This is a genomic window from Streptomyces sp. NPDC085481 (assembly GCF_044541845.1).
GTDB lineage: Bacteria > Actinomycetota > Actinomycetes > Streptomycetales > Streptomycetaceae > Streptomyces.
Map to the genome: position 1 here is coordinate 23,049 of NZ_JBITTJ010000016.1, position 25,510 is coordinate 48,558.

At 73.5% G+C, this 25,510-nt stretch carries 26 protein-coding genes; 23 read left to right on the forward strand and 3 right to left on the reverse strand.

Annotation, left to right across the window (positions count from 1 at the left end; translation table 11 throughout):
- Positions 1–54: 54 nt before the first annotated feature.
- The 13 genes from ACIGEZ_RS28610 (at position 55) to ACIGEZ_RS28670 (ending at position 13,053) form a co-directional block, all read left to right on the forward strand.
- Complete coding sequence (locus ACIGEZ_RS28610) at positions 55–810, forward strand: amino acid ABC transporter ATP-binding protein (RefSeq protein ID WP_399836466.1); 756 nt, start codon at positions 55–57, stop codon at positions 808–810.
- A 24-nt stretch (positions 811–834) separates the two neighbouring features.
- Complete coding sequence (locus ACIGEZ_RS28615; protein WP_399836469.1) at positions 835–1,695, forward strand: glutamate ABC transporter substrate-binding protein; 861 nt, start codon at positions 835–837, stop codon at positions 1,693–1,695.
- Positions 1,696–1,705: 10 nt separating this feature from the next.
- Positions 1,706–2,371 (forward strand): amino acid ABC transporter permease, encoded by a 666-nt coding sequence (locus ACIGEZ_RS28620; protein WP_399836472.1) that lies wholly within the window; start codon positions 1,706–1,708, stop codon positions 2,369–2,371.
- Complete coding sequence (locus ACIGEZ_RS28625) at positions 2,368–3,282, forward strand: amino acid ABC transporter permease (RefSeq protein ID WP_399836476.1); 915 nt, start codon at positions 2,368–2,370, stop codon at positions 3,280–3,282. Before ACIGEZ_RS28620 ends, ACIGEZ_RS28625 begins: the two co-directional genes overlap by 4 nt.
- 51 nt (positions 3,283–3,333) lie before the next feature.
- Complete coding sequence (locus ACIGEZ_RS28630) at positions 3,334–4,968, forward strand: molybdopterin-dependent oxidoreductase (protein ID WP_399836479.1); 1,635 nt, start codon at positions 3,334–3,336, stop codon at positions 4,966–4,968.
- Positions 4,969–4,999: 31 nt separating this feature from the next.
- On the forward strand, positions 5,000–6,118 hold the full coding sequence (locus tag ACIGEZ_RS28635) for a sulfite oxidase (protein ID WP_399836482.1): 1,119 nt from the start codon (positions 5,000–5,002) through the stop codon (positions 6,116–6,118).
- Between the two features lie 176 nt (positions 6,119–6,294).
- On the forward strand, positions 6,295–7,125 hold the full coding sequence (gene nadE, locus ACIGEZ_RS28640; protein ID WP_399836484.1) for an ammonia-dependent NAD(+) synthetase: 831 nt from the start codon (positions 6,295–6,297) through the stop codon (positions 7,123–7,125).
- Between the two features lie 143 nt (positions 7,126–7,268).
- Complete coding sequence (locus ACIGEZ_RS28645) at positions 7,269–7,658, forward strand: VOC family protein (protein WP_399836487.1); 390 nt, start codon at positions 7,269–7,271, stop codon at positions 7,656–7,658.
- Positions 7,659–7,748: 90 nt separating this feature from the next.
- On the forward strand, positions 7,749–9,095 hold the full coding sequence (locus tag ACIGEZ_RS28650; RefSeq protein WP_399836899.1) for an alpha/beta fold hydrolase: 1,347 nt from the start codon (positions 7,749–7,751) through the stop codon (positions 9,093–9,095).
- Positions 9,096–9,191: 96 nt separating this feature from the next.
- On the forward strand, positions 9,192–10,295 hold the full coding sequence (locus ACIGEZ_RS28655; protein WP_399836490.1) for a LacI family DNA-binding transcriptional regulator: 1,104 nt from the start codon (positions 9,192–9,194) through the stop codon (positions 10,293–10,295).
- A 166-nt stretch (positions 10,296–10,461) separates the two neighbouring features.
- Positions 10,462–11,355 (forward strand): SIS domain-containing protein, encoded by an 894-nt coding sequence (locus ACIGEZ_RS28660; protein WP_399836493.1) that lies wholly within the window; start codon positions 10,462–10,464, stop codon positions 11,353–11,355.
- Between the two features lie 36 nt (positions 11,356–11,391).
- Positions 11,392–12,153: a PIG-L deacetylase family protein gene (locus tag ACIGEZ_RS28665; protein WP_399836495.1), complete on the forward strand. Its 762-nt coding sequence runs from the start codon at positions 11,392–11,394 to the stop codon at positions 12,151–12,153.
- Between the two features lie 66 nt (positions 12,154–12,219).
- Complete coding sequence (locus ACIGEZ_RS28670; protein ID WP_399836498.1) at positions 12,220–13,053, forward strand: enoyl-CoA hydratase/isomerase family protein; 834 nt, start codon at positions 12,220–12,222, stop codon at positions 13,051–13,053.
- 1 nt (position 13,054) lies between these two features.
- Here the strand turns inward: ACIGEZ_RS28670 and ACIGEZ_RS28675 are convergent, their stop codons facing one another.
- The 3 genes from ACIGEZ_RS28675 to ACIGEZ_RS28685 all read right to left on the reverse strand — a co-directional run bounded on the left by ACIGEZ_RS28675 (position 13,055) and on the right by ACIGEZ_RS28685 (position 15,939).
- Complete coding sequence (locus ACIGEZ_RS28675) at positions 13,055–13,837, reverse strand: VOC family protein (protein WP_399836501.1); 783 nt, start codon at positions 13,835–13,837, stop codon at positions 13,055–13,057.
- 152 nt (positions 13,838–13,989) lie between these two features.
- Entirely contained in the window at positions 13,990–14,925 is a 936-nt protein-coding gene (locus ACIGEZ_RS28680; protein WP_399836503.1) for an SDR family oxidoreductase, read from the reverse strand.
- 60 nt (positions 14,926–14,985) lie between these two features.
- Positions 14,986–15,939, reverse strand: coding sequence for an NAD(P)/FAD-dependent oxidoreductase (locus ACIGEZ_RS28685; RefSeq protein WP_399836506.1), 954 nt, complete (start codon positions 15,937–15,939; stop codon positions 14,986–14,988).
- Between the two features lie 64 nt (positions 15,940–16,003).
- On the opposite strand from ACIGEZ_RS28685, the gene ACIGEZ_RS28690 reads away from it, so the two are divergent.
- From ACIGEZ_RS28690 to ACIGEZ_RS28735, 10 genes are all read left to right on the forward strand, one after another.
- Complete coding sequence (locus ACIGEZ_RS28690) at positions 16,004–16,585, forward strand: helix-turn-helix domain-containing protein (RefSeq protein WP_399836509.1); 582 nt, start codon at positions 16,004–16,006, stop codon at positions 16,583–16,585.
- A 129-nt stretch (positions 16,586–16,714) separates the two neighbouring features.
- Positions 16,715–17,683, forward strand: a complete 969-nt coding sequence (locus ACIGEZ_RS28695) for an NADPH:quinone oxidoreductase family protein (RefSeq protein ID WP_399836511.1) — start codon at positions 16,715–16,717, stop codon at positions 17,681–17,683.
- Complete coding sequence (locus ACIGEZ_RS28700; RefSeq protein WP_399836515.1) at positions 17,680–18,873, forward strand: acyl-CoA dehydrogenase family protein; 1,194 nt, start codon at positions 17,680–17,682, stop codon at positions 18,871–18,873. The genes ACIGEZ_RS28695 and ACIGEZ_RS28700 overlap by 4 nt, the downstream gene beginning before the upstream one ends.
- The gene (locus tag ACIGEZ_RS28705) at positions 18,870–19,943 is read left to right on the forward strand and encodes an acyl-CoA dehydrogenase family protein (RefSeq protein ID WP_399836519.1); all 1,074 of its coding nucleotides are present in this window, start codon (positions 18,870–18,872) and stop codon (positions 19,941–19,943) included. The genes ACIGEZ_RS28700 and ACIGEZ_RS28705 overlap by 4 nt, the downstream gene beginning before the upstream one ends.
- Before the next feature lie 88 nt (positions 19,944–20,031).
- Complete coding sequence (locus ACIGEZ_RS28710) at positions 20,032–21,642, forward strand: ABC transporter substrate-binding protein (protein WP_399836521.1); 1,611 nt, start codon at positions 20,032–20,034, stop codon at positions 21,640–21,642.
- A complete protein-coding gene (locus ACIGEZ_RS28715) occupies positions 21,639–22,631 on the forward strand; it encodes an ABC transporter permease (RefSeq protein ID WP_399836523.1) in 993 nt (330 codons plus the stop codon). The genes ACIGEZ_RS28710 and ACIGEZ_RS28715 overlap by 4 nt, the downstream gene beginning before the upstream one ends.
- A complete protein-coding gene (locus ACIGEZ_RS28720; RefSeq protein WP_399836526.1) occupies positions 22,624–23,487 on the forward strand; it encodes an ABC transporter permease in 864 nt (287 codons plus the stop codon). The genes ACIGEZ_RS28715 and ACIGEZ_RS28720 overlap by 8 nt, the downstream gene beginning before the upstream one ends.
- A complete protein-coding gene (locus ACIGEZ_RS28725) occupies positions 23,484–24,479 on the forward strand; it encodes an ABC transporter ATP-binding protein (RefSeq protein ID WP_399836529.1) in 996 nt (331 codons plus the stop codon). Before ACIGEZ_RS28720 ends, ACIGEZ_RS28725 begins: the two co-directional genes overlap by 4 nt.
- On the forward strand, positions 24,472–25,170 hold the full coding sequence (locus ACIGEZ_RS28730) for an ABC transporter ATP-binding protein (protein ID WP_399836532.1): 699 nt from the start codon (positions 24,472–24,474) through the stop codon (positions 25,168–25,170). Before ACIGEZ_RS28725 ends, ACIGEZ_RS28730 begins: the two co-directional genes overlap by 8 nt.
- Positions 25,171–25,295: 125 nt before the next feature.
- Positions 25,296–25,490 carry a hypothetical protein gene (locus tag ACIGEZ_RS28735; protein WP_399836535.1) on the forward strand — a complete coding sequence of 65 codons (195 nt, stop codon included), beginning with the start codon at positions 25,296–25,298 and terminating at the stop codon, positions 25,488–25,490.
- The last annotated feature ends 20 nt before the right edge of the window (positions 25,491–25,510 follow it).

Below are 25,510 nucleotides of genomic sequence, written 5' to 3' on the forward strand. Positions count from 1 at the left end.
GCATGAACCTGAGGAGGAAGCGGCCAAGCGGGGGCGGTGACCCAGGAGGGTGCCATGCCCGTGTCGGACGGCGGTGACGCGCTTGTCGTGCTGAAAGACGTCGACAAGCATTTCGGCACGCTCCATGTGCTCCAGTCCATCGACCTCACCATCCACCGCGGCGAGGTCGTGGTCGTGATCGGGCCCTCCGGGTCCGGCAAGTCCACGCTGTGCCGCGCCATCAACCGCCTGGAGACCATCGACTCCGGCGAGATCGTCATCGACGGCAGGCCGCTGCCGGCCGAGGGGCGGGAGCTTGCCGCGCTGCGCGCCGACGTCGGCATGGTGTTCCAGTCCTTCAACCTCTTCGCGCACAAGACCGTGCTCGACAACGTGACCCTCGGCCAGATCAAGGTCCGCAAGCAGGACCGCAAGAAGGCCGAGAAGCGTGCCCGCACGCTGCTGGAGCGGGTCGGTGTCGCCTCCCAGGCGGACAAGTACCCGGCGCAGCTCTCCGGCGGCCAGCAACAGCGGGTCGCGATCGCCCGCGCGCTCGCGATGGAGCCGAAGGTGATGCTCTTCGACGAGCCGACGTCGGCCCTCGACCCGGAGATGATCAACGAGGTCCTGGAGGTCATGCAGCAGCTGGCCCGGGACGGCATGACCATGGTGGTGGTGACCCACGAGATGGGATTCGCCCGCTCCGCCGCCAACCGTGTGGTCTTCATGTCCGACGGGCGGATCGTGGAGGAGGCCACCCCGGACGAGTTCTTCAGTGCTCCGAGGAGCGAGCGCGCGAAGGACTTCCTGTCGAAGATCCTGCACCACTGACCCGTACCCCGTGGGGTGATGACCATGAACACGTTCAGGACCCGGAGGGTCGCCGTGGCGGCCGCCGCGACCGCGCTCGTCCTCTCCTTCACCGGCACCGCGTGCAGCGACAGCGGCGACGGCGGCAGTGGCGGTGCGGCGGCGGATCACAACGGCGAGAAGATCACCGTCGGCATCAAGTTCGACCAGCCGGGCATCGGGCTCAAGACGCCGGACGGCAAGTACACCGGCTTCGACGTCGACGTGGCGACGTACGTCGCGAAGGAGCTCGGCCACGATCCGTCCCAGATCGAGTGGAAGGAGGCCAAGAGCGCCGACCGCGAGACGCTGTTGCAGCGCGGTGACGTGGACTTCATCGCGGCCTCGTACTCGATCAACGACAAGCGCGCCGAGAAGGTCGACTTCGCCGGTCCCTACCTGCTCGCCCACCAGGACGTGCTGATCCGTGCGGACGACAACTCGATCACCAAGCCCTCCGACCTCAACAACAAGAAGCTCTGCTCGGTCACCGGCTCCACCTCCGCGCAGAACGTCAAGACGAAGCTCGCCCCGAACGCCCAGCTCCAGGAGTACGGCGGCTACTCCGAGTGCCTGACCGGCCTGGAGAACGGGGTCATCGACGCCCTGACCACCGACGACTCGATCCTTGCCGGCTATGCCTCGCAGCCCGAGTTCAAGGGCAAGTTCAAGCTCGGCGGCTTCAAGATGAGCAACGAGAACTACGGCATCGGTGTGCAGAAGGGCAGCGACCTCAAGGACAAGATCAACAAGGCCCTGGAGAAGATGGTCGCGGACGGATCCTGGGACGCGGCCGTGCAGAAGAACTTCGGCCCCGCGAACTACCAGAACGAGCCCGCCCCGAAGATCGGCGTAGTGGTCCAGTAGGCAGGCCGCCGTGTTCGACTTCCTCGAAGGTTACGACCTGCTGGGAGCCTTCTGGACGACGGTCCAACTGACCGTCTACTCCGCGATCGGCTCCCTGATCTGGGGGACGCTGCTGGCCGCCATGCGGGTCAGCCCCGTCCCCCTGATGCGGGGCTTCGGCACCGTCTACATCAACATCGTCCGCAACATCCCCCTCACCGTCATCATCGTCTTCACCTCGCTCGGCCTCTTCCAGACCCTCGGCGTCACCATGGGCGCCAAGGACTTCACCGACATCAACTTCCGGCTCGCCGTCCTCGGACTCACCGCCTACACCTCCGCGTTCGTCTGTGAGGCGCTGCGCTCGGGCATCAACACCGTCCCCCTCGGACAGGTCGAGGCCGCCCGAGCCATCGGCCTGAACTTCACCCAGACCCTGCGGCTGATCGTGCTGCCGCAGGCCTTCCGCTCGGTCGTCGGCCCCCTCGCCAACGTCCTGATCGCCCTCACCAAGAACACCACCGTCGCCGCGGCCATCGGCGTCGCCGAAGCCGCCCTGCTGATGCGGGAGATGATCGAGAACGAGGCACAGCTCATCCTCATCTCCGTGATCTTCGCCGTCGGCTTCCTCTGCCTCACCCTGCCCACCGGACTGTTCCTCGGCTGGGTCGCCAAGAAGGTGGCGGTGAAGCGATGAAGCGCGCGCAGAGCGTCCTCTACGACGTCCCCGGGCCGCGGGCCCGACGCCGCAACATCCTCTACTCCCTCGTGTTCGTCGTCGCCGTCGCCGCCCTCGTCTGGTGGGTGGTGGCCAGCCTCGCCGAGAAGAACCAGCTCGAAGGGGTCAAGTGGGAGCCGTTCTTCACCGACTCCCGGGTCTGGACGACGTACATCCTGCCGGGCCTGAAGAACACCGTGATCGCCGCGGCCCTGTCCATGCTCCTCGCTCTCCCGCTCGGCGCGCTGTTCGGCATCGCCCGGCTCTCCGACCACCGCTGGGTACGCATGGCGGCCGGCGCGGTCGTGGAGTTCTTCCGCGCCATCCCGGTGCTCATCCTGATGCTCTTCGCCAACGCCGCGTACTCCGAGTTCACCGACGTGAGCCCGGAGACCCGTCCGCTGTACGCGGTCGTCACCGGCCTCGTGCTCTACAACGGCTCCGTCCTCGCCGAGGTGGTCCGCGCGGGCATCCTCGCGCTGCCGGCCGGCCAGACCGACGCGGCCAAGGCGATCGGCATGCGCAAGGGCCAGACCATGCTGTACGTGCTGCTGCCGCAGTCGGTCACGGCCATGCTGCCGGCCCTGGTCAGCCAGCTCGTCGTCATCGTCAAGGACACGGCGCTCGGCGGAGCGATGCTGGGCTTCTCCGAACTGCTCGCCTCGGTCCGTCCGATGAGCGCCAACTACGGGGCGAACACCATCGCCTCCTTCACGATCGTGGCCGTCGTCTTCGTGATCCTCAACTTCCTCCTCACCACCTTCGCCTCCTGGCTGGAAGGCCGGCTGCGCCGCGGCAAGAAGTCCACCGGCGCGGTCGTCGGCGTCGACGCGGTCGAGGAGCTCGCGGCTCCGGGCGAGCACGGGGGGCCGGGCGCCGGGCCGAAGTAGAAGGACCCACAGGGGCTCAGCCGCCGCCACCGCCCTGCCGAATACTGAGGCATGGCCTCCTCCGCTCCCCCGCCTCGGCCCCGGCCCGAGCGCCCGCCCCAGCGCACGCCCCAGCCCGCTCGCGAGCTCACCCCGACCGACCGTCTGCTCGCCGCCCTCGGCGGGATCGTCGCCGGTTTCGGCGGGCTCGCGGTCGCCGCGCTCGTCGGAGTGCCGGTACGGCCCGAGGCGGGGCCCGTGCCCGCGGTCGGCGACGCGGTGGTCGACCAGACGCCGGCCGGAGTCAAGGAGTGGGCGATCAGGACCTTCGGGGAGAGCGACAAGGCGGTCCTCGAGTTCGGGATCCTGGTGCTCCTCGGGGCGCTCGCCGCCGCCCTCGGGGTGCTCGCGCTGCGCAGCCGGGCCGCCGCGCTCGCCGGGGTGATCGGGCTCGGAGCGGTCGGTGCGCTCGCCGCCGTGACGCGGCCCGACTCCGATTCGGCGGCCGACGTCCTGCCGTCCCTGCTGGGCGCGGCGGCCGCCGCGGCCCTGCTGTACGTCCTCACGGGGCGGCTGCTCGGCCCCAGCCCGAGCCTCGACGCGGGGGCGGCCCGGCGCGGCTTCCTGCTGACCGCCGCGGGCGTCGCCGCCGGGGCCGCCGGGGCGACGGTGCTGGCCCGCAGCGTCGGCTCCACCCGCTCCCAGCACGCCACGGCCTCCCGTAACGCGCTCCGGCTGCCCCGCCCCGCCTCGGCCGCGCCGGCCGTGCCGCCGGGGGCCCAGCTCCCGGTCGAGGGGATCAGCCCGTTCGTCACGCCCAACCGGGACTTCTACCGGGTCGACACGGCCCTCGTCGTGCCGCGCGTCGACGCCGACACCTGGCGGCTGCGGGTCCACGGCAGCGGAGTGACCGGCGAGTGGAGCTTCACCCTGGCCGACCTGCTGCGCCGCGAGGTGATCGAGCGTGACATCACCCTCGCCTGCGTCTCGAACGAGGTCGGCGGCTCCCTGGTCGGCAACGCCCGCTGGCTGGGCGTCCGGCTCGCCGACCTGCTGCGCGAGTGCGGCGTACGCCCGCCGTCCGCGGGCGGCCCCGCCGACCAGCTGGTGGCCCGCTCGGTGGACGGCATGACCATCGGCACCCCCGTCGAGACCGTCCTGGACGGCCGCGACGCGCTCCTCGCCTTCGGCATGAACGGCGAGCCGCTGCCCTTCGCCCACGGCTTCCCCGTCCGCATGGTCGTGCCCGGCCTGTACGGCTACGTCTCCGCCTGCAAGTGGATCTCCTCCATCGAGCTGACCACCTTCGCCGCGTACGACGCCTACTGGGTGCCCCGCGGCTGGGCCGCCCAGGCCCCCGTCAAGACCCAGTCACGGATCGACACCCCCCGCGCGTTCGGCCACGCGACCGCCGGGCAGGTCGCCGTCGCCGGAGTCGCCTGGGCCCAGCACCGGGGCATCTCCCGTGTCCAGGTACGGGTCGACGACGGCCCCTGGCAGGACGCCGAACTCGGGGCCGAGGACAGCACCGACACCTGGCGCCAGTGGCTGCTCCGCTGGCAGGCGACGCCCGGCCGGCACACCCTCACCGTCCGCGCCACCGACGGCACCGGAGCCGTCCAGACCGAGCAGCGCACCGGCACGATGCCCGACGGCGCGACCGGCCTGCACACCGTCACCGTCACCGTCGACGCCGCCAGCGGATGAGGCCGGCCGCCGCGCGGGGCACCATGAAGGCATGGACGCCACCCATCGGATCGGCGACATCAGCGCACCGGGCCGCGTGGCAGGACCGGACGAGGGGATCAGCGCGGCGGAGCTGGCCCTCGCGGCCCGCAACCACGGGCTGCCCCTCGAAGCGCTCCGCTACGACACCACGCCACCCGGCCTGCACTACGTCCTGGTCCACTACGACATCCCCGCCACCGACGCCGACACCTGGCGGCTCACCCTCGGCGGCCGGGTCCGCCGCCCGCTGTCCCTCGACCTGAAGGCCCTGCGCGAGCGCCCGGCCGTCACCCACCGGGTCACCATGGAGTGCGCGGGCAACGGCCGGGCCCGCCTCGCCCCCCGGCCGATCAGCCAGCCCTGGCTGGTCGAGGCCGTCGGCACCGCCGACTGGACCGGCGTCCCGCTGGCCACCCTGCTCGCTGAGGCGGGGATCGCCGACGACGCCGTCGAGGCGGTCTTCACCGGCGCCGACCACGGCGTCGAGCGCGGCACCGAGCAGGACTACCGGCGCAGCCTCCCGCTGGCCCTGGCCGCCGACCCGGCCCGCGGCGTGCTCGTGGCGTACGCGATGAACGGCGCCCCGCTGCCGCCCCAGCACGGCCATCCGCTGCGCCTGGTCGTGCCCGGCTGGTACGGCATGGCGCACGTGAAGTGGCTGCACGACATCACCGTCACCGACACCCCGTACACCGGCTTCCAGCAGGCCGTCGCCTACCGCTACCGGCAGGGCCCCGACGAGCCGGGGGACCCCGTGGACGTCATCGCGCCCCGCGCCCTGATGATCCCGCCCGGCTTCCCCGACTTCATGACCCGCACCCGCGTGGTCCGCCCCGGCCCCGTCCCGCTCGCCGGACGCGCCTGGTCAGGACACGCCCCGGTGGTCCGGGTGGAGCTCAGCAGCGACGACGAGCGGACCTGGACCGACGCCGAGGTCGCCGCAGACCCGGAGCGGCCGTGGGCCTGGGCAGCCTGGCGCGCGACCTGGACGGCGACCCCGGGCCCGTACCGGCTCACCGTCCGCGCCACCGACGCCGCCGGCCACACCCAGCCGCTCAGCGCCCCCTGGAACCGGGGCGGCTTCGGCAACAACCTGGTGCAGCGGGTCGAGGTCCTCTGCGTGGACTGAGGCATGCGAGGGGCGAGGACTGAGCCACCCGGGGCGAGGACCGGGGCACCGGGGGCGAGGACTGAACCACCCGGGGCAAGGACCGGGGCCGGGCGACAGACGACGCGCCCGCCGCATAGAGTCGACCCGGAGCCCACCGCCCACCACCGCATGAGCGCACGACCGAGGAGCATTCCGTGACCGACCCGGTGACCACCGACCGGCAGCAGCAGATCGCCCGGGAGCTCGAGGTCGCCGAGACCTTCGACCCGCGCGCGGAGATCGAGCGCCGGGTGGCCTTCCTCGCCGAGCGCCTCACCTCCACCGGCCTGCGCTGCCTCGTCCTCGGCATCAGCGGCGGCGTCGACTCCACCACCACGGGACGGCTCTGCCAGCTCGCCGTCGAGCGGGCCCGCGCCGCGGGCCACGAGGCCGTCTTCTACGCGATGCGCCTGCCGTACGGCGTCCAGGCCGACGAGCACGACGCCCAGCTCGCCCTCGACTTCATCAAGGCCGACGAGGTCCTCACCGTGGACATCCGGCCGGCGAGCGACGCCGCCCTGGACGCGACCCTGGCCGCCGGGACCGCCTTCCGCGACGCGCACCACCAGGACTTCGTCCACGGCAACATCAAGGCCCGGCAGCGGATGATCGCCCAGTACGCGGTCGCGGGCGCGCACAACGGCCTGGTCGTCGGCACCGACCACGCCGCCGAGGCCGTCTCCGGCTTCTTCACCAAGTACGGCGACGGCGCCGCCGACCTCGTCCCGCTCACCGGCCTCACCAAGCGCCGGGTGCGCGCCGTGGCGGCCGAGCTCGGCGCCCCCGCCGAGCTGGTCTGGAAGACCCCGACCGCCGACCTGGAGACCCTGGACCCGGGCAAGCCCGACGAGGACGCCCTCGGTGTGACGTACGACGAGATCGACGACTTCCTGGAGGGCAAGCCGGTCGGCGAGGCCGCCCTCGCCTCGATCGTGCGCCGCTACGAGCTGACCGAGCACAAGCGCCGGCTGCCGATCGCCCCCTGACGACCCGCCGCCCCGCCCCGCACCCGAGGGTGACAGGCGGGCGACCATCCGGCCGTTTCCGCGTGGCGGGGGCGGCAGGGTGCGCGGCGCGTGGTGTGCCCTGAGGGGACGTCAGCAGACGTTCCACCGAAGGGAGAAAGCCCGTGTTCGGCAGCACCACGGCGTACAGCAGTTTCTCGGTCGACGACCTCGACGCCGCCCGCCGGTTCTACGGCGAGACGCTGGGCCTCCAGGCCGAGGCGAGAGGTGAGGGGGACATGAGGATGCTCTTCCTCACCCTCTCCGGCGGCGCGCGGGTCTTCGTCTACCCGAAGGGCGACCAGCACTCCCCGGCGAGCTTCACGATCCTCAACTTCGAGGTCGAGGACATCGAGGCCGCGGTCGACGCGCTGAGCGCGAAGGGCGTGGAGTTCCAGCGCTATCCGGGCTTCGAGTTCGACGCGAAGGGGATCTGCCGGGACACCCGGGGCGGCCCGGCGATCGCCTGGCTGACCGACCCGGCGAAGAACGTGATCGCGGTCATGCAGACCTGACGACGGCCCCGGTCCGCCGGCCCCCGGGCGCGGCGGACCCTCTGTCCCCCGGCTCCCGATCCCTGGAGCGGTGTTCACCCCCGTCCTGTGATGCACTGTCCCGGCGGGGGTGCACATGAACAGGAGAACGCGACCTTGTCCACCTACCGCCAGCCCGGTCTCGTCCTCACCGACCGCCGCTACACCGTCCCCCTCGACCACGACGCCCCCGGCGGCGAGACCATCGAGCTCTACGCACGCGAGGCCGTCGCGAGCGACCAGGCCGACCGGACCGACCTGCCCTGGCTGGTCTACCTGGAGGGCGGACCCGGCTTCGGCGCCCGCCGCTTCATCGGCCGGCAGGCCTGGCTCGGCCGGGCCGTCAAGGAGTTCCGGGTCCTCCTGCTCGACCAGCGCGGCACCGGGAACTCCACCCCCGCCAACCGGCAGACCCTGCCGCTGCGCGGCACCCCGCGCGAACAGGCCGACTACCTCGCCCACTTCCGCGCCGACTCCATCGTCAAGGACTGCGAGCTCATCCGGCTCGAGCTGACCGGCGGCGCCCCCTGGACCGTACTCGGCCAGAGCTTCGGCGGCTTCTGCGCCACCCACTACCTCTCCACCGCCCCCGAGGGCCTGAAGACCGTCCTCATCACCGGCGGCCTGCCCTCCCTGCACGCAGGCGCCGACGAGGTCTACCGGGCCGCCTACCCCCGCATCCGGCGCAAGAACGAGGCCCACTACGCCCGCTACCCCGACGACGCCGCGCGCGTCCGCCGGATCGTCGCCCACCTGGACGAACGCGAGGTGACCCTGCCCGGCGGCGGACTCCTCACCCCCGAGGCCTTCCAGTCCCTCGGCATCCTCCTCGGCGGCGGAGAAGGCAGCCACCAGCTCCACCTCCTCCTGGAGGACGCCTTCGTCCCCACCCCGGCCGGCCCCGCCCTCTCCGACTCCTTCCTCGAAGGGGTCCGGGCCCAGCTCTCGTACGCGGGCCATCCGCTGTACGCCGTACTGCACGAGGCCATCTACGCCCAGGGCCGGGGCCCGACCGACTGGGCCGCCGAACGCGTACGGGCCGAGTTCCCCGAGTTCGACGCGGCGAAGGCGCTCGCCGGCGACGGGCCGGTCCTCTTCACCGGCGAGACCGTCCACCCCTGGCACTTCACCACCGACCCCGCCCTGCGCCCGCTGCGCGAGACCGCCGAGCACCTCGCCGCGCGCACCGACTGGGCACCGCTCTACGACCCCGCGCGGCTCGCCGCCAACGAGGTGCCCGTCGCCGCGGCCGTCTACCACGACGACATGTACGTGGACACCGCCCACTCGCTTCAGACCGCGCGGGCGATCCGGGGCCTGCGCACCTGGGTGACCGACGAGTTCGAGCACGACGGCGTGCGGGCCGGCGGGCCGCGCGTCCTCGACCGCCTCCTCGCGCTCGCCCGCGGCGAACTCTGACCGCCCTGACCCGGTCACGGCCCTGGCTTCCGAGAGCGGCGGCGGGGATAGGATTCGCCGCGCAATCGATCAGCAATCCGAGCAGCAGGGGGCCCGGTGGCACACGGCGAGATCCCGGCGTCCGGACGTGAGCTGAAGTTCCGGGCCCTCATGGCCCAGCTGCGCCGCGGCATGCTCGACGGCACCTGGCCGCCCGGCAGCAAGCTCCCCACCGAGCGCGCCCTGGCCGCCGAGACCGGGGTGTCGGTGACGACGGTCCGCCGGGCGTACGAGGACCTGGTCGGCCTCGGTCTCGTCGAACGCCGCCAGGGCGCCGGCACCTTCGCCGCCCAGCGGGTGGGGGAGGAGCGGCCCGACCGCAGGGTCGTCGGCGTGCTCGTCCCCGACACCGCCTTCTACTACCCCCGGGTGCTCCAGGGCATCGAGAAGGAACTCGCCGCCGCCGGCGCCCGGCTCGTCCTCGCCTGCTCCCACTACGACCCCGCCGAGGAGGACGCCGCCGTCGAACGGCTCCTGACCGCCGGCGTCCACGGGCTCCTGCTGGTCCCCACCCTGCACACCGCCACCGATCCGGGGCGGCGCGCCGAGGAGCTGCTCGCCCTGCCCGTGCCCGCCGTCCTCGTCGAGCGGCGGCTCGCCGCCCACGGCCCCGGCGACCCCACCGAGCACGTGTGCACCGACCACGAGGGCGGCGCCTACGACGCCGTACGCCATCTGCGCGCCCTCGGGCACCGGCGGTTCGGCCTGGTCGTCCGCTCCGACGCGCCCACCACCGCCCCCATCGAATCCGGCTTCGCCCGCGCGGTGGCCGACCTGGGCCTGCCCGAACCCTGCCTCCAGAGCGACGTGATGGAACGCTGGAAGGCCGAGCGCGCCGACCGGGCGGTCGCCGCCCTGCGCGCCGCGCGGGTCACCGCCGCGCTCTGCTTCGGCGACCGCGAGGCCGCGCTCGTGCTCGCCGCCGCCCGCCGCGCCGGGCTGCGGGTCCCCGACGACCTGGCCCTGGTCAGCTACGACAACGAGTTCGCGGACGTCGCCGAGACCCCGCTCACCGCGGTGTCCCCGCCCAAGTTCCAGGTCGGCCGGCTCGCCGCGCAGATACTGCTCCGCCGGCTCGCCGAGGGCGACGCCTCCCCGCTCCACCAGGTGCAGCTACGGCCCCGGCTCGTCGTCCGCGCCTCGTGCGGGGCGACCTGCTAGCCGTCGGACTTCATCCTCCACCGCCCTCACGGACACGTCGTACGGGGCCGGGCCGGCCCGCGAGGGGCCGATGCGCACGAAAGTCCAAGCCCTGCTCACCAATTGCTCATTGTTCGCTCCTGTCTCACGGGATAGAAATCCGTCCGAGCCCCGAGAGAGGACCGACATGACCACCCACGTCGACACCGAGATCGCCAGCCAGCCGGACTGCTGGCGGCGCGCCGCCGAGCTCGCCGCCGAGCGGGCCGAACTGCTGCCCCGTACCGGCGAGCGGATCGCCGTCGTCGGCTGCGGCACCTCGTACTTCATCGCCCGCGCCTACGCCGCCCTGCGCGAGTCGCTCGGCGCGGGCGAGACCGACGCCTTCCCCGCCTCCGACCCGACTCCGCTCGGGCGCGGCTACGACCGGATCGTCGCCCTCACCCGCTCCGGCACCACCACCGAGGTCGCCGACCTGCTCGCCCGGGCCGCCGGCCGCATCCCCACCCTGGTGCTCACCGGGGTGCCCGACAGCCCCGCCGGCCACCACGCCGACGCCGTCCTCGACCTCGGCTTCGCCGACGAACGCTCCGTGGTCCAGACCCGGTTCGCCACCACCGCCCTCCAGCTCCTGCGCGCCGGTCTGGGCGTCGACCTCGGCCCCTCGATCGTCGACGCCGAACTCGCCCTGTACGAGCCGCTGCCCGCCAGCTGGGAGAGGCAGGGCCAGTTCACCTTCCTCGGCACCGGCTGGACCGTCGGCCTCGCCGACGAGGCCGCGCTCAAGCTCCGCGAGGCCGCCCGAGCCTGGACCGAGTCGTACCCCGCGATGGAGTACCGGCACGGGCCGATCAGCATCAGCGACGCCGGCAGCCTCGTCTGGTGCCTCGGCCCGGTCCCGCCGGGCCTCGCCGACGAAGTCACCGTCACCGGCGCCCGGTTCGTCGCCGACGCCGTCGACCCGGTCGCCGCCCTCGTGCGCGCCCAGCGCCTCGCCGTCGCCCTCGCCGGCCGCCGTGGCCTGAACCCCGACCGCCCCCGCAACCTCACCCGTTCGGTCATCCTCGCCGGCGCACGCTGAGGCGCGGCCGCCGGACCCGGACCGTATCCTGCGATCATGGCCGACAGCACTGTGCAACTTCCGCCGCAACTCGAAGAGATGCCCTCCGACTGGCAGCGCGCCCTCGCGGTCGTCGCCCATCCCGACGACCTGGAGTACGGCTGTGCCGCTGCCGTCGCCGGCTGGACGGACGCCGGCAAGGAGGTCGTCTACGTCCTCGCCAGCCGCGGCGAGGCCGGCATCGACACCCTCGAACCGGCCCTGTGCGGCCCGCTGCGCGAACAGGAGCAGCGGGACAGCGCGGCGGTCGTGGGCGTCGAGACCGTGGAGTTCCTCGACCACCGGGACGGTGTGATCGAGTACGGGCTCGGGCTGCGCCGCGAGATCGCGGCCGCGATCCGCCGTCACCGCCCCGAACTCGTCCTCACCCTCAACCACCGCGACACCTGGGGCCCGGAGCCCGGCGGCTTCTGGAACACCCCCGACCACCGCGCCGTCGGCCGCGCCACCCTGGACGCGGCGGGCGACGCCGGCAACCGCTGGATCTTCCCCGAGCTCACCGAGCAGGGGCTCGACCCGTGGGACGGGGTCCGCTGGGTCGCGGTGGCCGGCTCGAACATCCCCACCCACGCCGTGGACGCCGCCCCGGGTCTGGAGCGTGCCACCCGCTCGCTCCGCGCCCACCGCACGTACATCGAGGCCCTGACGGACCAGGACGTGGACGAGTACTGCCGTGACTTCGTCGCCACGTCGACCGGCCGCGCCTCGGACCGCTTCGGCGGCCGTCCGGCGGTGACGTTCGAGGTGTTCCCCCGCTAGGGGCGGGGCGCTAGGCTCCTCTCGGCCATATCTGACGATACGTCAGAACGCGGGAGGGGGTGCCCGGTGATCGACACACTCGACCACTCGGTCCCGGAGGGCGAGGAGCGCCTCGTCCTGCGGGTCGAGGACGGCATCGGGGTGGTCACCCTGTGCCGTCCCGAGAAGCTCAACGGCTGGAGCTGGGAGGCGAGCCGGCAACTCGGCCTGATCGCGGACCGGATCCGCTTCGACGAGCGGATCAGGGTCGTGCTGCTGCGGGCCGAGGGACGGGCGTTCTGCGCGGGGATCGACGTCACCGCGCCCGGGGGCGCCATCACCGGCCGCTCGGCGGCCGAGCGCGCCGAGAACTACGCCGAGGGCATCCGGTGGGTCCACGGGCGCTTCGCCGCCTTCGCCCGGCTGCCACAGCCGGTCGTCGCCGCCGTGCAGGGATACTGCCTGGGCTTCGGCTTCGAGCTCGCCCTCATGGCCGACCTCCGCATCGCCGCCGACGACGCCCTCTTCGCCCTGCCCGAGACCGGCATCGGCGTCGCCGTGGACGCGGGCGGCGACCTGCGCATCGCGCGCGAGGCCGGCGCGGGCTGGGCCAAGTACCTGGCCCTCACCGGCCGGCGCATCGACGCCGCCACCGCCGAACGCCTGGGCCTCGTCCAGCTCGTCACCACCCCCGCGTACCTGACCGAGACGGCGTACGAGACGGCCGGCGCCATCGCCGCGGCCGCCCCGCTCGCCGTACGGGCCGTGAAGCGGAACATCGACGCCTTCGCCGACCAGGGTCTCGCGGCTGCCCTCGACCGCACCGCGCTCGCCGCCGCCCTCACCCTCACCTCCGAGGACGCCCGCGAGGGCTACGCGGCGAAGGCGGCCCGCAGACCGCCCCGCTTCGATGGCCGCTGAGTCACATGTGCTGCGGTGAGGGCTTGAGCACGGCGAAGGGTGCGCCGAAGGGGTCCGCGAACCAGGCGATCCGGCCCACGTCCGGGACGTCCGCGGGCGGCATGAGGACCGTGCCGCCGCTCTCCTGGACGGACGCGGCGACCACGTCCGGGTCCGTCACGGCGAAGTAGGGGATCCAGCGCGCCTTGTCCGCGCCCGGCTGCAGCGGGGCCGCCCCGCCGAAGGAGGCGGCCTGCTGGTCCCCCTCGGCCGTCGAGATCACCCGGTACGTCATGCCCGGCGCCTCCATCTCCTGCCAGCGCCAGCCGAACAGCTCGCGGTAGAAGCCGAGGACCGACTCCGGGTCGGCGACGTGCAGCTCCGCCCAGACCAGGGTGTTGTCCTGCGAGGTCTGCTCCAGGCCCTTCATGGTGTTCGGCTGCCAGACGGCGAACTCGGCGCCGCCCGGGTCGGTGAGGGCCGCCATCTTCCCGGCGTCCATCACCTCCATGGGAGCGAGGCGGACCTTGCCGCCGTGCTTCTCGACCGCCTGGGCGGTCGCCTCCGCGTCCGGCGTCTCGAAGTACACCGTCCAGGCGCTGCTCGCGCCCTCGTCGGTGAGCGGGCCGAGCGCCGCGACGATCTTGCCGTCCTGCCGGAAGAAGCCGTAGCCGCCCGCCTCGGCGCCCGCCGAGACGAAGTCCCAGCCGAGGACCCGCCCGTAGAACGCGGCCGCGGCGTCGGTGTCCGGGCTGCCGAGGTCGAGCCAGTCGGGTGAGCCCTTGGTGAAGTCCGTACCGAGCATGGGGTGGGTCCCTTCCGGGGTGGAGGCCGTGCCGAGACGTGGCGGTGGGCGGCGGGGTTCCGGCCACCATGGCCGATCCTCGCCTCCGCTGCCGGTCTGCGCAGCCCCGTCGGCCCGGTTTCATCCGCTCGGCCGAGCACGGCCGGGCCCGGTCAGCCTCCGGTCGCCCCGAACGGGCCCCGCCCCAGCTGCTCCCGCACGGGCACCACCGGCTCGTTGACCAGGGCGCGGCGTTGCCAGTTCGCGCCGTCCACCACCAGCGTGTGGCCGCTGACGAATCGGGCGTACGGGGAGGCCAGGAAGGTGGCCGCCCAGCCCAGCTCGCGCGGTCGGCCGACCCGGAGCGCGGGCTGCCGGCCGTCCGGGCGGCCCGCCCGGTCGAGGTTCGCCCGGACGGCGGGGACCATGTCCTCGTGCGGCATGAGGCCGGGCACCAGTCCGTTGACCTGGATCCCGTACGGCCCCCACTCCACCGCCAGCGTCTCGGTCAGGTTCTTCACCCCGGCCTTCGCCGCCGCCGAGTGGGCGTACCCCGGCCCGCCGGTCCAGGCGTACGAGGCCCCGACGTTGACGACCGACGCCGGCGTCCCCGCCGCCAGGTGCCGCCGGGCGAACTCCCGGGTCGCGAACCAGGTTCCGGTGAGCGTGATGTCCACCACCGCCCGCCAGCCGTTGGGGGACAGGTCCTCCGCCGGTACGGGGAAGTTGGCGGCCGCGCAGTTCACCAGGACGTCCGGCCGGGCGCCCAGGGCGGCCTCGCAGGCGTCGAGGGCCCCGGCGATCCGCTCCGGATCCCGGATGTCGCACACCCCCGTCACCACCCGCGCCCCCGCGACGGCGGCCAGCTCCTCGCCGGCCGCCGCGAGCCGCATGGCGGTCCGCCCCACGATCACCAGGTCGGCGCCGAGGCGCGCGAACTCGGCGGCGATCGCCTTGCCGAGCCCGGAGCCCCCGCCCGTGACCACGACCGCGCGGCCCGCGAAGGTGCCGGCCGGCAGCGCGGTCGCGCCCAGCGGGGGAGGGGCGGGCAGCCCCGGCAGGTCCGCGCTCGGCTCGTCCTTCGTGTCGGCCTTCACGTAGTCCGTCATGGCGCATCGATAGCGCGCGGCGCGCCAGAACTGAAGCCCCGTCCGACTGCTGAAGACCCGTCAGGCCCCGGAACCGGCCGCCTTCCGGTCCAGATCCGTCATCAGCAGCTCCCCGTTGATCACTGCCGCCGCCCGGTAGCCGCCGCTCGCCGCGTTGATCACCTGCTCCTGCGCGCCGATCACGTTCCCCGCCGCCCACACTCCGGGCACGCTCGTCCGACCCGTCTCGTCGACCGTGACGAACCTGCCGAACGGGGTCTCGTGCGTGGCCGCACCGAGCGCCGCGAGCAGCCCGTCGCGGGGTACGGTCCGGGTCCCCACGTACAGCACCTCGCGCGGTACGACCCGACCGTCCGCCATCCGTACGCCGGTGAACCGGTCCTCCTCGACCACGAGCCCCGCGACCTCGCCCTCGACCACCGTCACGCCGGCCGCCGCGAGCCGGCCGGCGTCCTCGGCCGAGGGCTCCGGGGCGGTGTGCAGGAAGAGCGTCACATCGGCGGACCACTGCGAGACCATCAGCGCCTGGTGCGCGGGCATGACCGGATGTGCGATCACGCCGAAGGCCTGGTCGCGCACCTCCCAGCCATGGCAGTACGGGCAGTGGATCACGTCCCGACCCCACCGCTCGGCGACCCCGTCGATGTCGGGCAGCTCGTCCACCAGGCCGGTCGTCACGATCAGCCGGCGTGCGCGGGTCGTCCGCCCGTCCGCCAGAGTGACGGTGAAGCCCTCGTCCGCCTCCGCAGCCGCGGCCGTGACCAGGCCGCGCGTCCACTCCACCCCGTACCCGGCGATCTCCCGCCGCGCGACGGCCAGGAACTCCGCCGGGCTCATCCCGTCCCGGGTGAGGAAGCCCTGCATATGGGCGGCGGGCGCGTTGCGCGGCCCGCCGGCGTCGACGACCAGGGCGCTGCGCCGGGCCCGGCCCAGGACCAGGCCCGCGCTGAGCCCCGCCGCGCCGCCGCCGATGACCACCACGTCGTACGTCTCGTTCAGGGTGTTGTCGTCCATGCTGCGAGCGTGCCCGCGAAGCTGCTCGCTTGACAATCGGACTTGCCGTTTCTGCAATAGCCGCATGACCGAAGACGAACGCATCGACGCCGTCCTGACCGAGGTCGGCCCCCGGCTCCGCCGGATCCGCCGCGAGCGCGGGGCCACGCTCGCCGAGCTCTCCGCCGCCACCGGCATCTCCGTGAGCACCCTGTCCCGCCTCGAGTCGGGGCAGCGCAGACCCAGCCTGGAGCTGCTGCTTCCGATCGCCCGCGCGCACCAGGTGCCGCTGGACGAACTGGTCGGCGCCCCGCCCGTCGGCGACCCGCGGGTGAAGGCGAAGCCGATCATCCGGCACGGTCGCACCCTGTACCCGCTCACCCGCCAGCCCGGCGGGCTCCAGGCGTACAAGGTGGTCCAGGAGCCCGGCGCGGAACCGGCCGAGCCGCGGGTCCACGAGGGGTACGAGTGGCTGTTCGTGCTCTCGGGGCGGCTGCGGCTCGTGCTCGGCGAGCACGACGTGGTGCTGACCTCGGGCGAGGCGGCCGAGTTCGACACCCGGGTCCCGCACTGGTTCGGGCCTGCGGGGGACCGGCCGGTGGAGTTCCTGAGCCTGTTCGGGCCGCAGGGGGAGCGGATGCACGTGAGGGCGCGCCCCAGGAAGTGACCGCGGAGGTGACCGGGGAAGTGGCGGCGCGCGGCAAGAAGTCCTGAGAGCCTGGTTCCCTCAGTCCAAGCGACCGCTTAGTATGCCGTCGACCGCGCAGGACGCACGTACGGCTGCTGGAGGCCCCGGATGCAGGCATGGCGAGTGCACGAGAACGGCGAACCGGGCGAGGTGATGCAGCGCGACGACGTCGACCGGCCCACCCCCGGCGAGGGACAGGTCCTGCTGAAGGTCCGCGCCACCGGCATCAACTTCCCCGACGCGCTGCTGTGCCGGGGCCAGTACCAGGTGCGGCCCCCGCTGCCCTTCACCCCCGGCGTCGAGATCTGCGCCGAGACCGAGGACGGCCGACGGGTCATCGCGACCCCGGCCCTCCCGCACGGCGGTCTCGCCGGGTACGCGGTCGCCGACGCGGCCGCCCTGCTCCCCGCCCCCGAGGCCCTGGACGACGCCGAGGCCGCCGCCCTGCACATCGGCTACCAGACCGGCTGGTTCGGCCTGCACCGCAGGGCCGCCCTGAAGGAGGGCGAGACCCTGCTCGTGCACGCCGCCGCCGGCGGGGTGGGCAGCGCCGCCGTGCAGCTCGGCAAGGCCGCGGGCGCCACCGTCATCGGCGTCGTCGGCGGCGCGGACAAGGCCGCCGTCGCCCGCGAACTCGGCTGCGACACCGTCGTCGACCGGCACGCCGAGGACGTCGTCGCCGCCGTCAAGGAGGCCACCGGCGGCCGCGGCGCCGACGTGATCTACGACCCCGTCGGCGGCGCCGCCTACCAGCAGTCCGCCAAGGTCGTCGCCTTCGAGGGCCGGATCGTGGTCGTCGGCTTCGCGAGCGGCACCGTCCCCGCGCCCACCCTCAACCACGCCCTGATCAAGAACTACTCGATCGTGGGCCTGCACTGGGGCCTGTACAACCTCAAGGACCCGGCCGCCGTCCTGCGCTGCCACGAGACCCTCACCGAACTCGCCGCCAAGGGCCTGATCAAGCCGTACGTCAGTGAGCGCGTCCCCTTCGACGCCGCCGCCGACGCCGTGCAGCGGGTCTCCGAGGGCGTCACCACCGGCCGTCTCGTCGTCCTCCCGGAAGGGGTCCGCGCATGACCGACCACCGCGTCGAGGCCGCCGGACTCGTGGAACGTACCCGGCGGTTGCTCGCCGCGCACCCGCCCGCCACCACCGGCCGCACCGAGTTCCTGCGCGCCCGGTTCGACGCCGGACTCGCCTGGGTGCACTACCCGGTGGGCCTCGGCGGGCTCGACGCCCCGCGCGCCCTGCAGGCCGTCGTCGATGCCGAACTCGCGGCCGCCGGCGCCCCCGACAACGACCCGCGCAGGATCGGCATCGGCCTCGGCATGGCGGCTCCCACCCTCCTCGCGTACGGCTCCGACGAGGTCAAGGAGCGCTTCCTGAAGCCGCTCTGGGTCGGCGACGAGGTCTGGTGCCAGCTCTTCAGCGAGCCCGGCGCCGGCTCCGACCTCGCCGCCCTCGGCACCCGTGCCGTGCGCGACGGCGACCAGTGGGTGGTCAACGGGCAGAAGGTGTGGACCTCCAGCGCCCATGTGGCGCGCTGGGCCATCCTCATCGCCCGCACCGACCCGGACCTGCCCAAGCACCGCGGCATCACCTACTTCGTCTGCGACATGACGGACCCCGGGGTCGAGGTCCGGCCACTGCGCCAGATCACCGGAGAGGCGGAGTTCAACGAGGTCTTCCTGACCGACGTCCGCATCCCCGACGCCCACCGCCTCGGCGAGGTCGGGGACGGCTGGCGGGTCGCCCAGACCACCCTGATGAACGAGCGGGTCTCCATCGGCGGCGCCCGCATCCCCCGCGAGGGCGGCATGATCGGCAAGCTCGCCGGGACCTGGCGGGCCCGCCCCGAACTGCGCACCCACGACCTGCACCGCCGGCTGCTCGACCTGTGGGTGGACGCCGAGGTGGCCCGGCTCACAGGTGAGCGCCTGCGCCAGCAGCTCGTGGCCGGCCAGCCGGGGCCCGAGGGCAGCGCCATGAAGCTGGGCTTCGCCCGGCTCAACCAGGCCATCAGCGGTCTGGAGGTGGAACTCCTCGGTGACGAGGGCCTGTTGTACGGGGACTGGGCGATGGTCCGGCCCGATCTCGTCGACTTCACCGGGCGCGACGCGGGTTACCGCTATCTGCGCTCCAAGGGCAACTCGATCGAGGGCGGCACGACCGAGGTGCTGCTCAACATCGTCGCCGAACGCGTCCTCGGCCTGCCCCCCGAGCCGCGCAACGACAAGGACGTCGCCTGGAAGGACCTGACCCGATGACGCATCAGCCCGATCTGCTGTACTCCGAGACCGAGGACGACCTGAGGGCGGCGGTGCGCGGCCTGATCGCCGACCGGGCGGGCGCGCAGGAGCTGCTCGGCCGGATCGAGGGCGAGAGCCCGTACCCGCCGGGCCTGTGGGACGCGCTCGCCGGCGGGATCGGTGCCGCCGGGCTGCTCGTCCCCGAGAAGCAGGGCGGCCAGGGCGCGAGCCACCGTGAGGCGGCCGTGGTCCTGGAGGAGCTGGGCCGGGCGGTGACCCCGGCGCCGTACCTCACCAGCGCGGTGGTGGCGACCGGGACCCTGCTCGCGCTCGGCGACGGACAGGGTCCGGCCGCCGAGCTGCTCGCCGCGCTCGCCTCCGGCGGCACCGTCGCCGTCCTCGCGGTCCCGTTCGCCACCGCGCCGGCCGCGGCGGGGCCCGTTCCGGCCGTGGCGGACGCCGCCGTCGCCGATGTGCTGCTCGTGCCGCGGGCCGACGGCCTGTACGCGGTCGCCGCCGCGGACGCGGTGATCAGCCCACAGTCCTCGCTCGACCTGACCAGGCCGCTGGCCCTCGTCGACGCGAGCGGCGCCGAGGGCACCCGGCTGGCCGACGCCGGGACGGCGCGCGCGGCGGTCCGGCGCGGGCTGCTCGAGGGGGCCGGACTGCTCGCCTCCGAGCAGCTCGGGATCGCCGAGTGGTGTCTTGAGGAGACCGTCCGGCACACCCGGGAGCGCCACCAGTTCAACCGGCCGGTCGGCTCCTTCCAGGCACTGAAGCACCGGATGGCCCAGCTGTGGCTCGAGCTCGTGGGAGCCAGGGCGGCGGCCCGCGCCGCCGCCGACGCGCTCGCCACCGGGGCCGCGGACGCCGAGCTGACCGTGGCCGTCGCCCAGGCCTACTGCTCCAAGGTCGCGGTGCACGCGGCGGAGGAGTGCGTGCAGCTGCACGGCGGCATCGGGATGACCTGGGAGCACCCGGCGCACCTGGCGCTCAAGCGGGCCAAGTCGGCCGCGATCGCGCTGGGTTCGGCGGGCCGGCACCAGGACGTGATCGCGGAGCTGGTGGGGCTCCCGGCGCCCGCGTAAGGGTCCCTTGTGTTCGCACCCCTTTACATACTGTTTAATTGCGAGGTCTTCGCAATAACAGTTGATCTTCAAGAGGGGTGTGGACACGATGGCCGCCCGATCCATCCGCAGCGGGACCGTCGCGCTGGTCACGGGGGCATTGGTCCTCACCGCGGCGGCCTGCTCGAACCCCGGCGGCGGCGCGGCGGGCGCCAGCGGACCCAGGGATTCCGCGGTCGTCGGCATCGCCTACGAGCCCGAGACCCTCAGCCCCCTCCTCGGCTACGGCAAGGACGGCAACTCCAAGATCTTCGACGGCCTCCTCGCCTTCGACGCCGACATGAGGCTGCGGCCCGCCCTCGCCGTGTCCCTGCCGCGGATCAGCGCCGACGGCCTGACCTACACGTACCGGCTCCGCAAGGGCGTCAAGTTCAGCGACGGGCAGCCCTTCTCGGCGAAGGACGTCGTCTTCACGTACAGGACCGTCCTCGACCCGAAGACCAACAACGCCTCCAGGACCGAGCTCGACGCCCTGAAGGACGTCAAGGCCGTAGGCGACGACACCGTCGTCTTCACCCTCGCCTACCCCTACGCGCCGTTCGCCGAGCGCACCGTCCTCGCCATCGCCCCCGAGCACGTCGCCGGGAAGCAGGACGTCAACACCGGCTCCTTCACCACCCGGCCGATCGGCACCGGCCCGTACCTCCTCACCGGCTGGTCCAAGGGCGAGAAGCTCACCTTCCGGGCCAACCCCGGCTACTGGGGCGGCGCCCCGGCCGTGAAGAAGTTCACCATGGCCGTCATCAAGGACGACGATGTCCGCGCCACCCGGCTGCGCGCCGGCGACCTCGACGGCGCCATCCTGCCGCCCAACCTCGCCGCCGGCTTCGCGCACGACAAGGGCAGGAAGACCTACGCGGCCAAGACCTACGACTACCGCACGGTCACCCTGCCCACCCACAACCCGGTCGCCGGCGACACCGCGATCCGCCGCGCCCTCGACATCGCCGTCGACCGGCGAGCCATGGTCGACAAGATCCTCGAAGGCGCCGGAAAGCCCGCCTACGGCCCCGTACCCACCGGCAGCGAATGGTTCGCCGAGGGCACCGAGCGCACCCACGACCTCGCCGGGGCGAAGCAGCTCCTCGACGCCGCCGGCTGGAAGCCGGGACCCGACGGCGTCCGCGTCAGGAACGGCGTACGCGCCGCCTTCCCGCTCTGGTACCTCTCCGGCGACAAGCTCCGCCAGGACCACGCCCTCGCCTACGCCTCCGACGCCAAGAAGGCCGGCATCGAGATCACGACCCAGGCCGGCACCTGGGAGGTCATCGAGCCCCGCATGAAGCAGGACGCGGTGCTCGCCGGCGGCGGCTCGCCCGGCGACCCCGACTTCGACCAGTACCTGCTCCTGAAGTCCTCGCTCGGCGGCGACGGCTTCAACAACATGGCCTGGTACGACGACAAGGCCGTCGACAAGGCGCTCGACGACGGCCGCAGGACGAACGACAAGGCCAAGCGGAAGGCCGCCTACGACACCGTCCAGCGCCGGCTGGTGCAGAACCCCGGCTACACCTTCCTCACCCACATCGACCACCTCTACGTCGTGAACGACCGCTGGGACACCACCCCCGGCGGCCTGACCACCCAGGTCGAACCGCACGACCACGGCCTCGCCGCCGGCCCCTGGTGGAACGTCGAGAGCTGGAGGCCCAAGCAGTGAGCCGCCGCCTCCCCTGGGGGGCCATGGCGCGGATGACGGGACGGCGCGCGCTGGCCGCCGTGCCCGTCCTGCTCGCCGTCACCTTCGCGGTCTTCGCCGTCGCCGCAGCCTCCCCCTTCGACCCCGTCAAGGCCTACGCCGGCACCGCCGGACTCACCGCCTCGCAGGAGAACCTCGACCAGCTCCGCGCCAACCTCGGCGTCGACCGGCCCCTGTTCACCCGCTGGTGGGACTGGATCGGCCACGCCGTCACCGGCGACCTCGGCGACTCCAGCGTCATGCGCCGGCCCGTCGCCGACGTCATCGCCGCACGCATCGGCTGGTCCGCCCTGCTAGCCGCCACCGCCTTCCTCGTCGCCGTCGCCCTCGGCACCGCGCTCGGCGTGCTCGCCGCACGCCGCCGCGGCGGCCTCCTCGACCGGGCCGTCAGCTCCGCCGCGTACACCCTGGAAGCCGCCCCCGCCTTCTGGCTCGGCCTGCTCGCCATCTGGTTCTTCGCACTGAGACTCGGCGCGCTGCCGGCCGGCGGACTCACCGACACCGCCAGCGACACCGTCACCGCCGGCCAGGTCGCCGCCCACCTCGTGCTGCCCGCGCTCGTGCTCGGCGTCTCCCAACTGCCCTGGTTCTTCCTGTACGTGAGACAGGGCGTCGGCGACGCACTGGAGGAGGACCCCGTACGCGGCGCCCGCGCCCGCGGCCTCGCCGAACGGACCGTCCTCACCGGCCACGCCCTGCGCTCCGGGATGCTGCCCATGCTCACCCTGATCGGCTCGCGCGTCCCCGAACTCATCACCGGCGCCCTCCTCGTGGAGACCGTCTTCAGCTGGCCCGGCATCGCCGCCGCCACCGTGCAGGCCGCCGTCTCCGCCGACTTCCCGCTGCTCGCCGCGCTCACCGTGCTGGCCACGGCCGCCGTCCTGCTCGGCAACCTGCTCTCCGACCTGCTGTACGGGCTCGCCGACCCCCGGGTGGGCTTCGATGGCTGACCCCCGTACCCGGCAGGCACGCCTCGACACCCGCACCCGGCGCGTACGCCTCTGGGCCTCCGCCCTCGTCACCGGCGCCGTCGTCCTCGCCGTCCTGCTCGTCCCGCCACTCGTCCGGCTCGACGAACAGGCCGTCGACCTGTCGGCCAAGCTCCTGCCGCCGTCCGCCGACCACCCCTTCGGCACCGACGACCTCGGCCGCGACCTGCTCCTGCGCTGCGTCTACGGGCTGCGGATCTCCTTTCTCGTAGGCCTGGTCGCCGCCCTGGTCGCCACCGTCATCGGCACCGCGGTCGGCGCCGCCGCCGGAGCGCTCGGCGGGCGCACCGACCGGTTCGTCATGCGGATCGTCGACGCGTTCTCCTCCGTGCCGCACCTGCTCCTCGGCATCTTCGTCGTCGCCATGTTCCGGCCCGGGGTCTGGCCCGTGATCGTCTCCGTGGCGCTCACCCACTGGCTGTCCACCGCCCGGATCGTCCGCTCCGAGGTCCTCTCGCTGCGCTCGAGGCCCTTCGTGGACGCCGCGATCTCCGGCGGCGCCTCCCGGTGGCGGATCGCCGTACGGCACCTGCTGCCCGCCGTCCTGCCGCAGGCCGGGCTCGCCGCCGTGCTCATGGTGCCGCACGCCATGTGGCACGAGTCGGCCCTGTCCTTCCTGGGCCTCGGCCTGCCCAGCCACCAGGCCAGTCTCGGCAACCTCGTGCAGACCGCCCGCTCCTCGCTGCTCGCCGGCGACTGGTGGCCGACCCTCTTCCCCGGCCTCCTGCTGATCGTGCCGACCCTCGCCATCGCCGGCCTCGCCGGGATCTGGCGGGACCGGCTCAATCCGCGCCGCCGATCGGAGCTGATGCTGTGAACGAGCATGTCCTGCGGGCCCTCGAAGCCGTCACCGCCGAGCGCGCCGGCGACGCCGTCCTCAGCGTCCGCGGCCTCACCGTCCGCTTCCGGCTGCGCGGTGGACGCGGCGTCGCCGCCGTCACCGACGCCTGCTTCGACCTGGCGGCGGGGGAGTGCCTCGCCCTCGTCGGCGAGAGCGGATGCGGCAAGTCCGTCCTCGCCTCCGCACTCCTCGGACTCCTGCCCGGCAACGCCGAGACCGCGGGCACCGCCCACCTCGACGGCACCGACCTGCTCGCCGCCGGTGAACGCACCCTCGCCCGCACCGTACGGGGACGGCGCATCGGCCTCGTCCCGCAGAGCCCCGCCGCCCACCTCACCCCGGTGCGCACCGTACGGGCCCACCTGGAGGAGACCGTACGGGCCCTCACCGACACCCCGCGACGCGAGCGGCGCGCGACCGCCGAAGCCGCCGCCGGGCGGGCCGCGTTCCCGGCCGGGCACCTGGACCGCTACCCGCACGAACTCTCCGGCGGCCTCGCCCAGCGCGCCGCCACCGCCCTCGCCCTCATCGGCGACGCACCGCTCCTCATCGCCGACGAGCCCACCACCGGACTCGACCGGGAACTCGTCGACCGCACCGCCGACGAGCTGCGCCGGCACACCGACGACGGCAAGGCACTGCTGCTCATCACCCACGACCTGGCGGCCGCCCGGCGGGTCGCCGACCGGGTGGCCGTCATGTACGCGGGCCGCATCGTCGAACTCACCACCGCCGCCCGCTTCTTCGGCACCCCCGGGCCCCGTCACCCCTACGCCCGCGGACTCCTGAACGCCCTGCCGGAACGGGAGTTCACCCCGATCCCCGGGCTGCCGCCGGAGCTGTCCGACCTTCCCGAGGGCTGCGCCTTCGCCCCGCGCTGCGCGCGGGCCACGGCGGCCTGCGCCGTCCGTCCCGCCTTCGAGGCGGGCATCGCCTGCCACCACCCCTTCGGAGCCGAGGATGCTTGAACTCCACTGCGTCAGCGCCGGATACGAGCGCCGCGCCCCCGTCTTCCGGGGCGCGACCCTCACCGTCGCCCCCGGCGAGGCGCTCGGCCTGCTCGGCCCCAGCGGCTGCGGCAAGTCCACCCTGGCCCGGGTCGCCGCCCTGCTGCACCGCCCCGACGCCGGCCGGGTCACCGTCGACGGCACCGAGATCCGGGCCTGGCGCCACCGCGCCCCGCGCGAGCTGCGCACCGCGATCGGGGTCGTCTTCCAGCAGCCCCGGCTCTCCGCCGACCCACGCCTCCGGCTCGCCGACCTGATCGCCGAGCCGCTGCGCGCCACCGGCCGACGCGCCGAGGCGCCCGCCCGCCTGGCGGCCCTCACCCCCGCGGTCGGCCTCACCGGAGACCTGCTGGGCCGCCGCCCCCACGAGGTCAGCGACGGGCAGCTGCAGCGCGCCTGCCTGGCTCGCGCCCTGGTGCTGCGCCCGCGCTGGCTGGTCTGCGACGAGATGACCGCCATGCTCGACGCCTCGACGACCGCGGCCCTGGTCGCCGCGGTGGAGGCCTACCGTGCGGAGACCGGCGCGGGCCTCCTCGCCGTCGGTCACGACCGGGTCCTCCTGCGGCGCTGGTGCGACCGCACGGTGGAGTGGGCGGACTGCCTGGACCGGGACGCCCGGCCGGGCAACGCGAAAGCCCTGGCCAGACCCTGAGGAACGGCCGAGTCCGGAAAGTCACCCGGATGGCCGCGCCGCCATACCGCCGTCCGGATCGTCCGTTCCGTCACACTGTCCGCCGAACGCCGCAATTCCGGTGCGGCGCAAGGAGGGTGAGGGCGATGGCCATTTCCGTGTCCGTGGTGCTGCTTCTGCTGATCCTGGCCGTGATCTTCGTACGCAACGGCGGCCTGAAACTCTCGCACGCGCTGGTCTGCGCGCTGCTCGGCTTCTTCCTCGCGAGCACCAGCATGGCGCCGACGATCCAGAACGGCGTGGCCGCCACCGCCAACGTGGTGTCGAGCCTCAGGCCCTGACCGGGACACCCCCGGTCGTT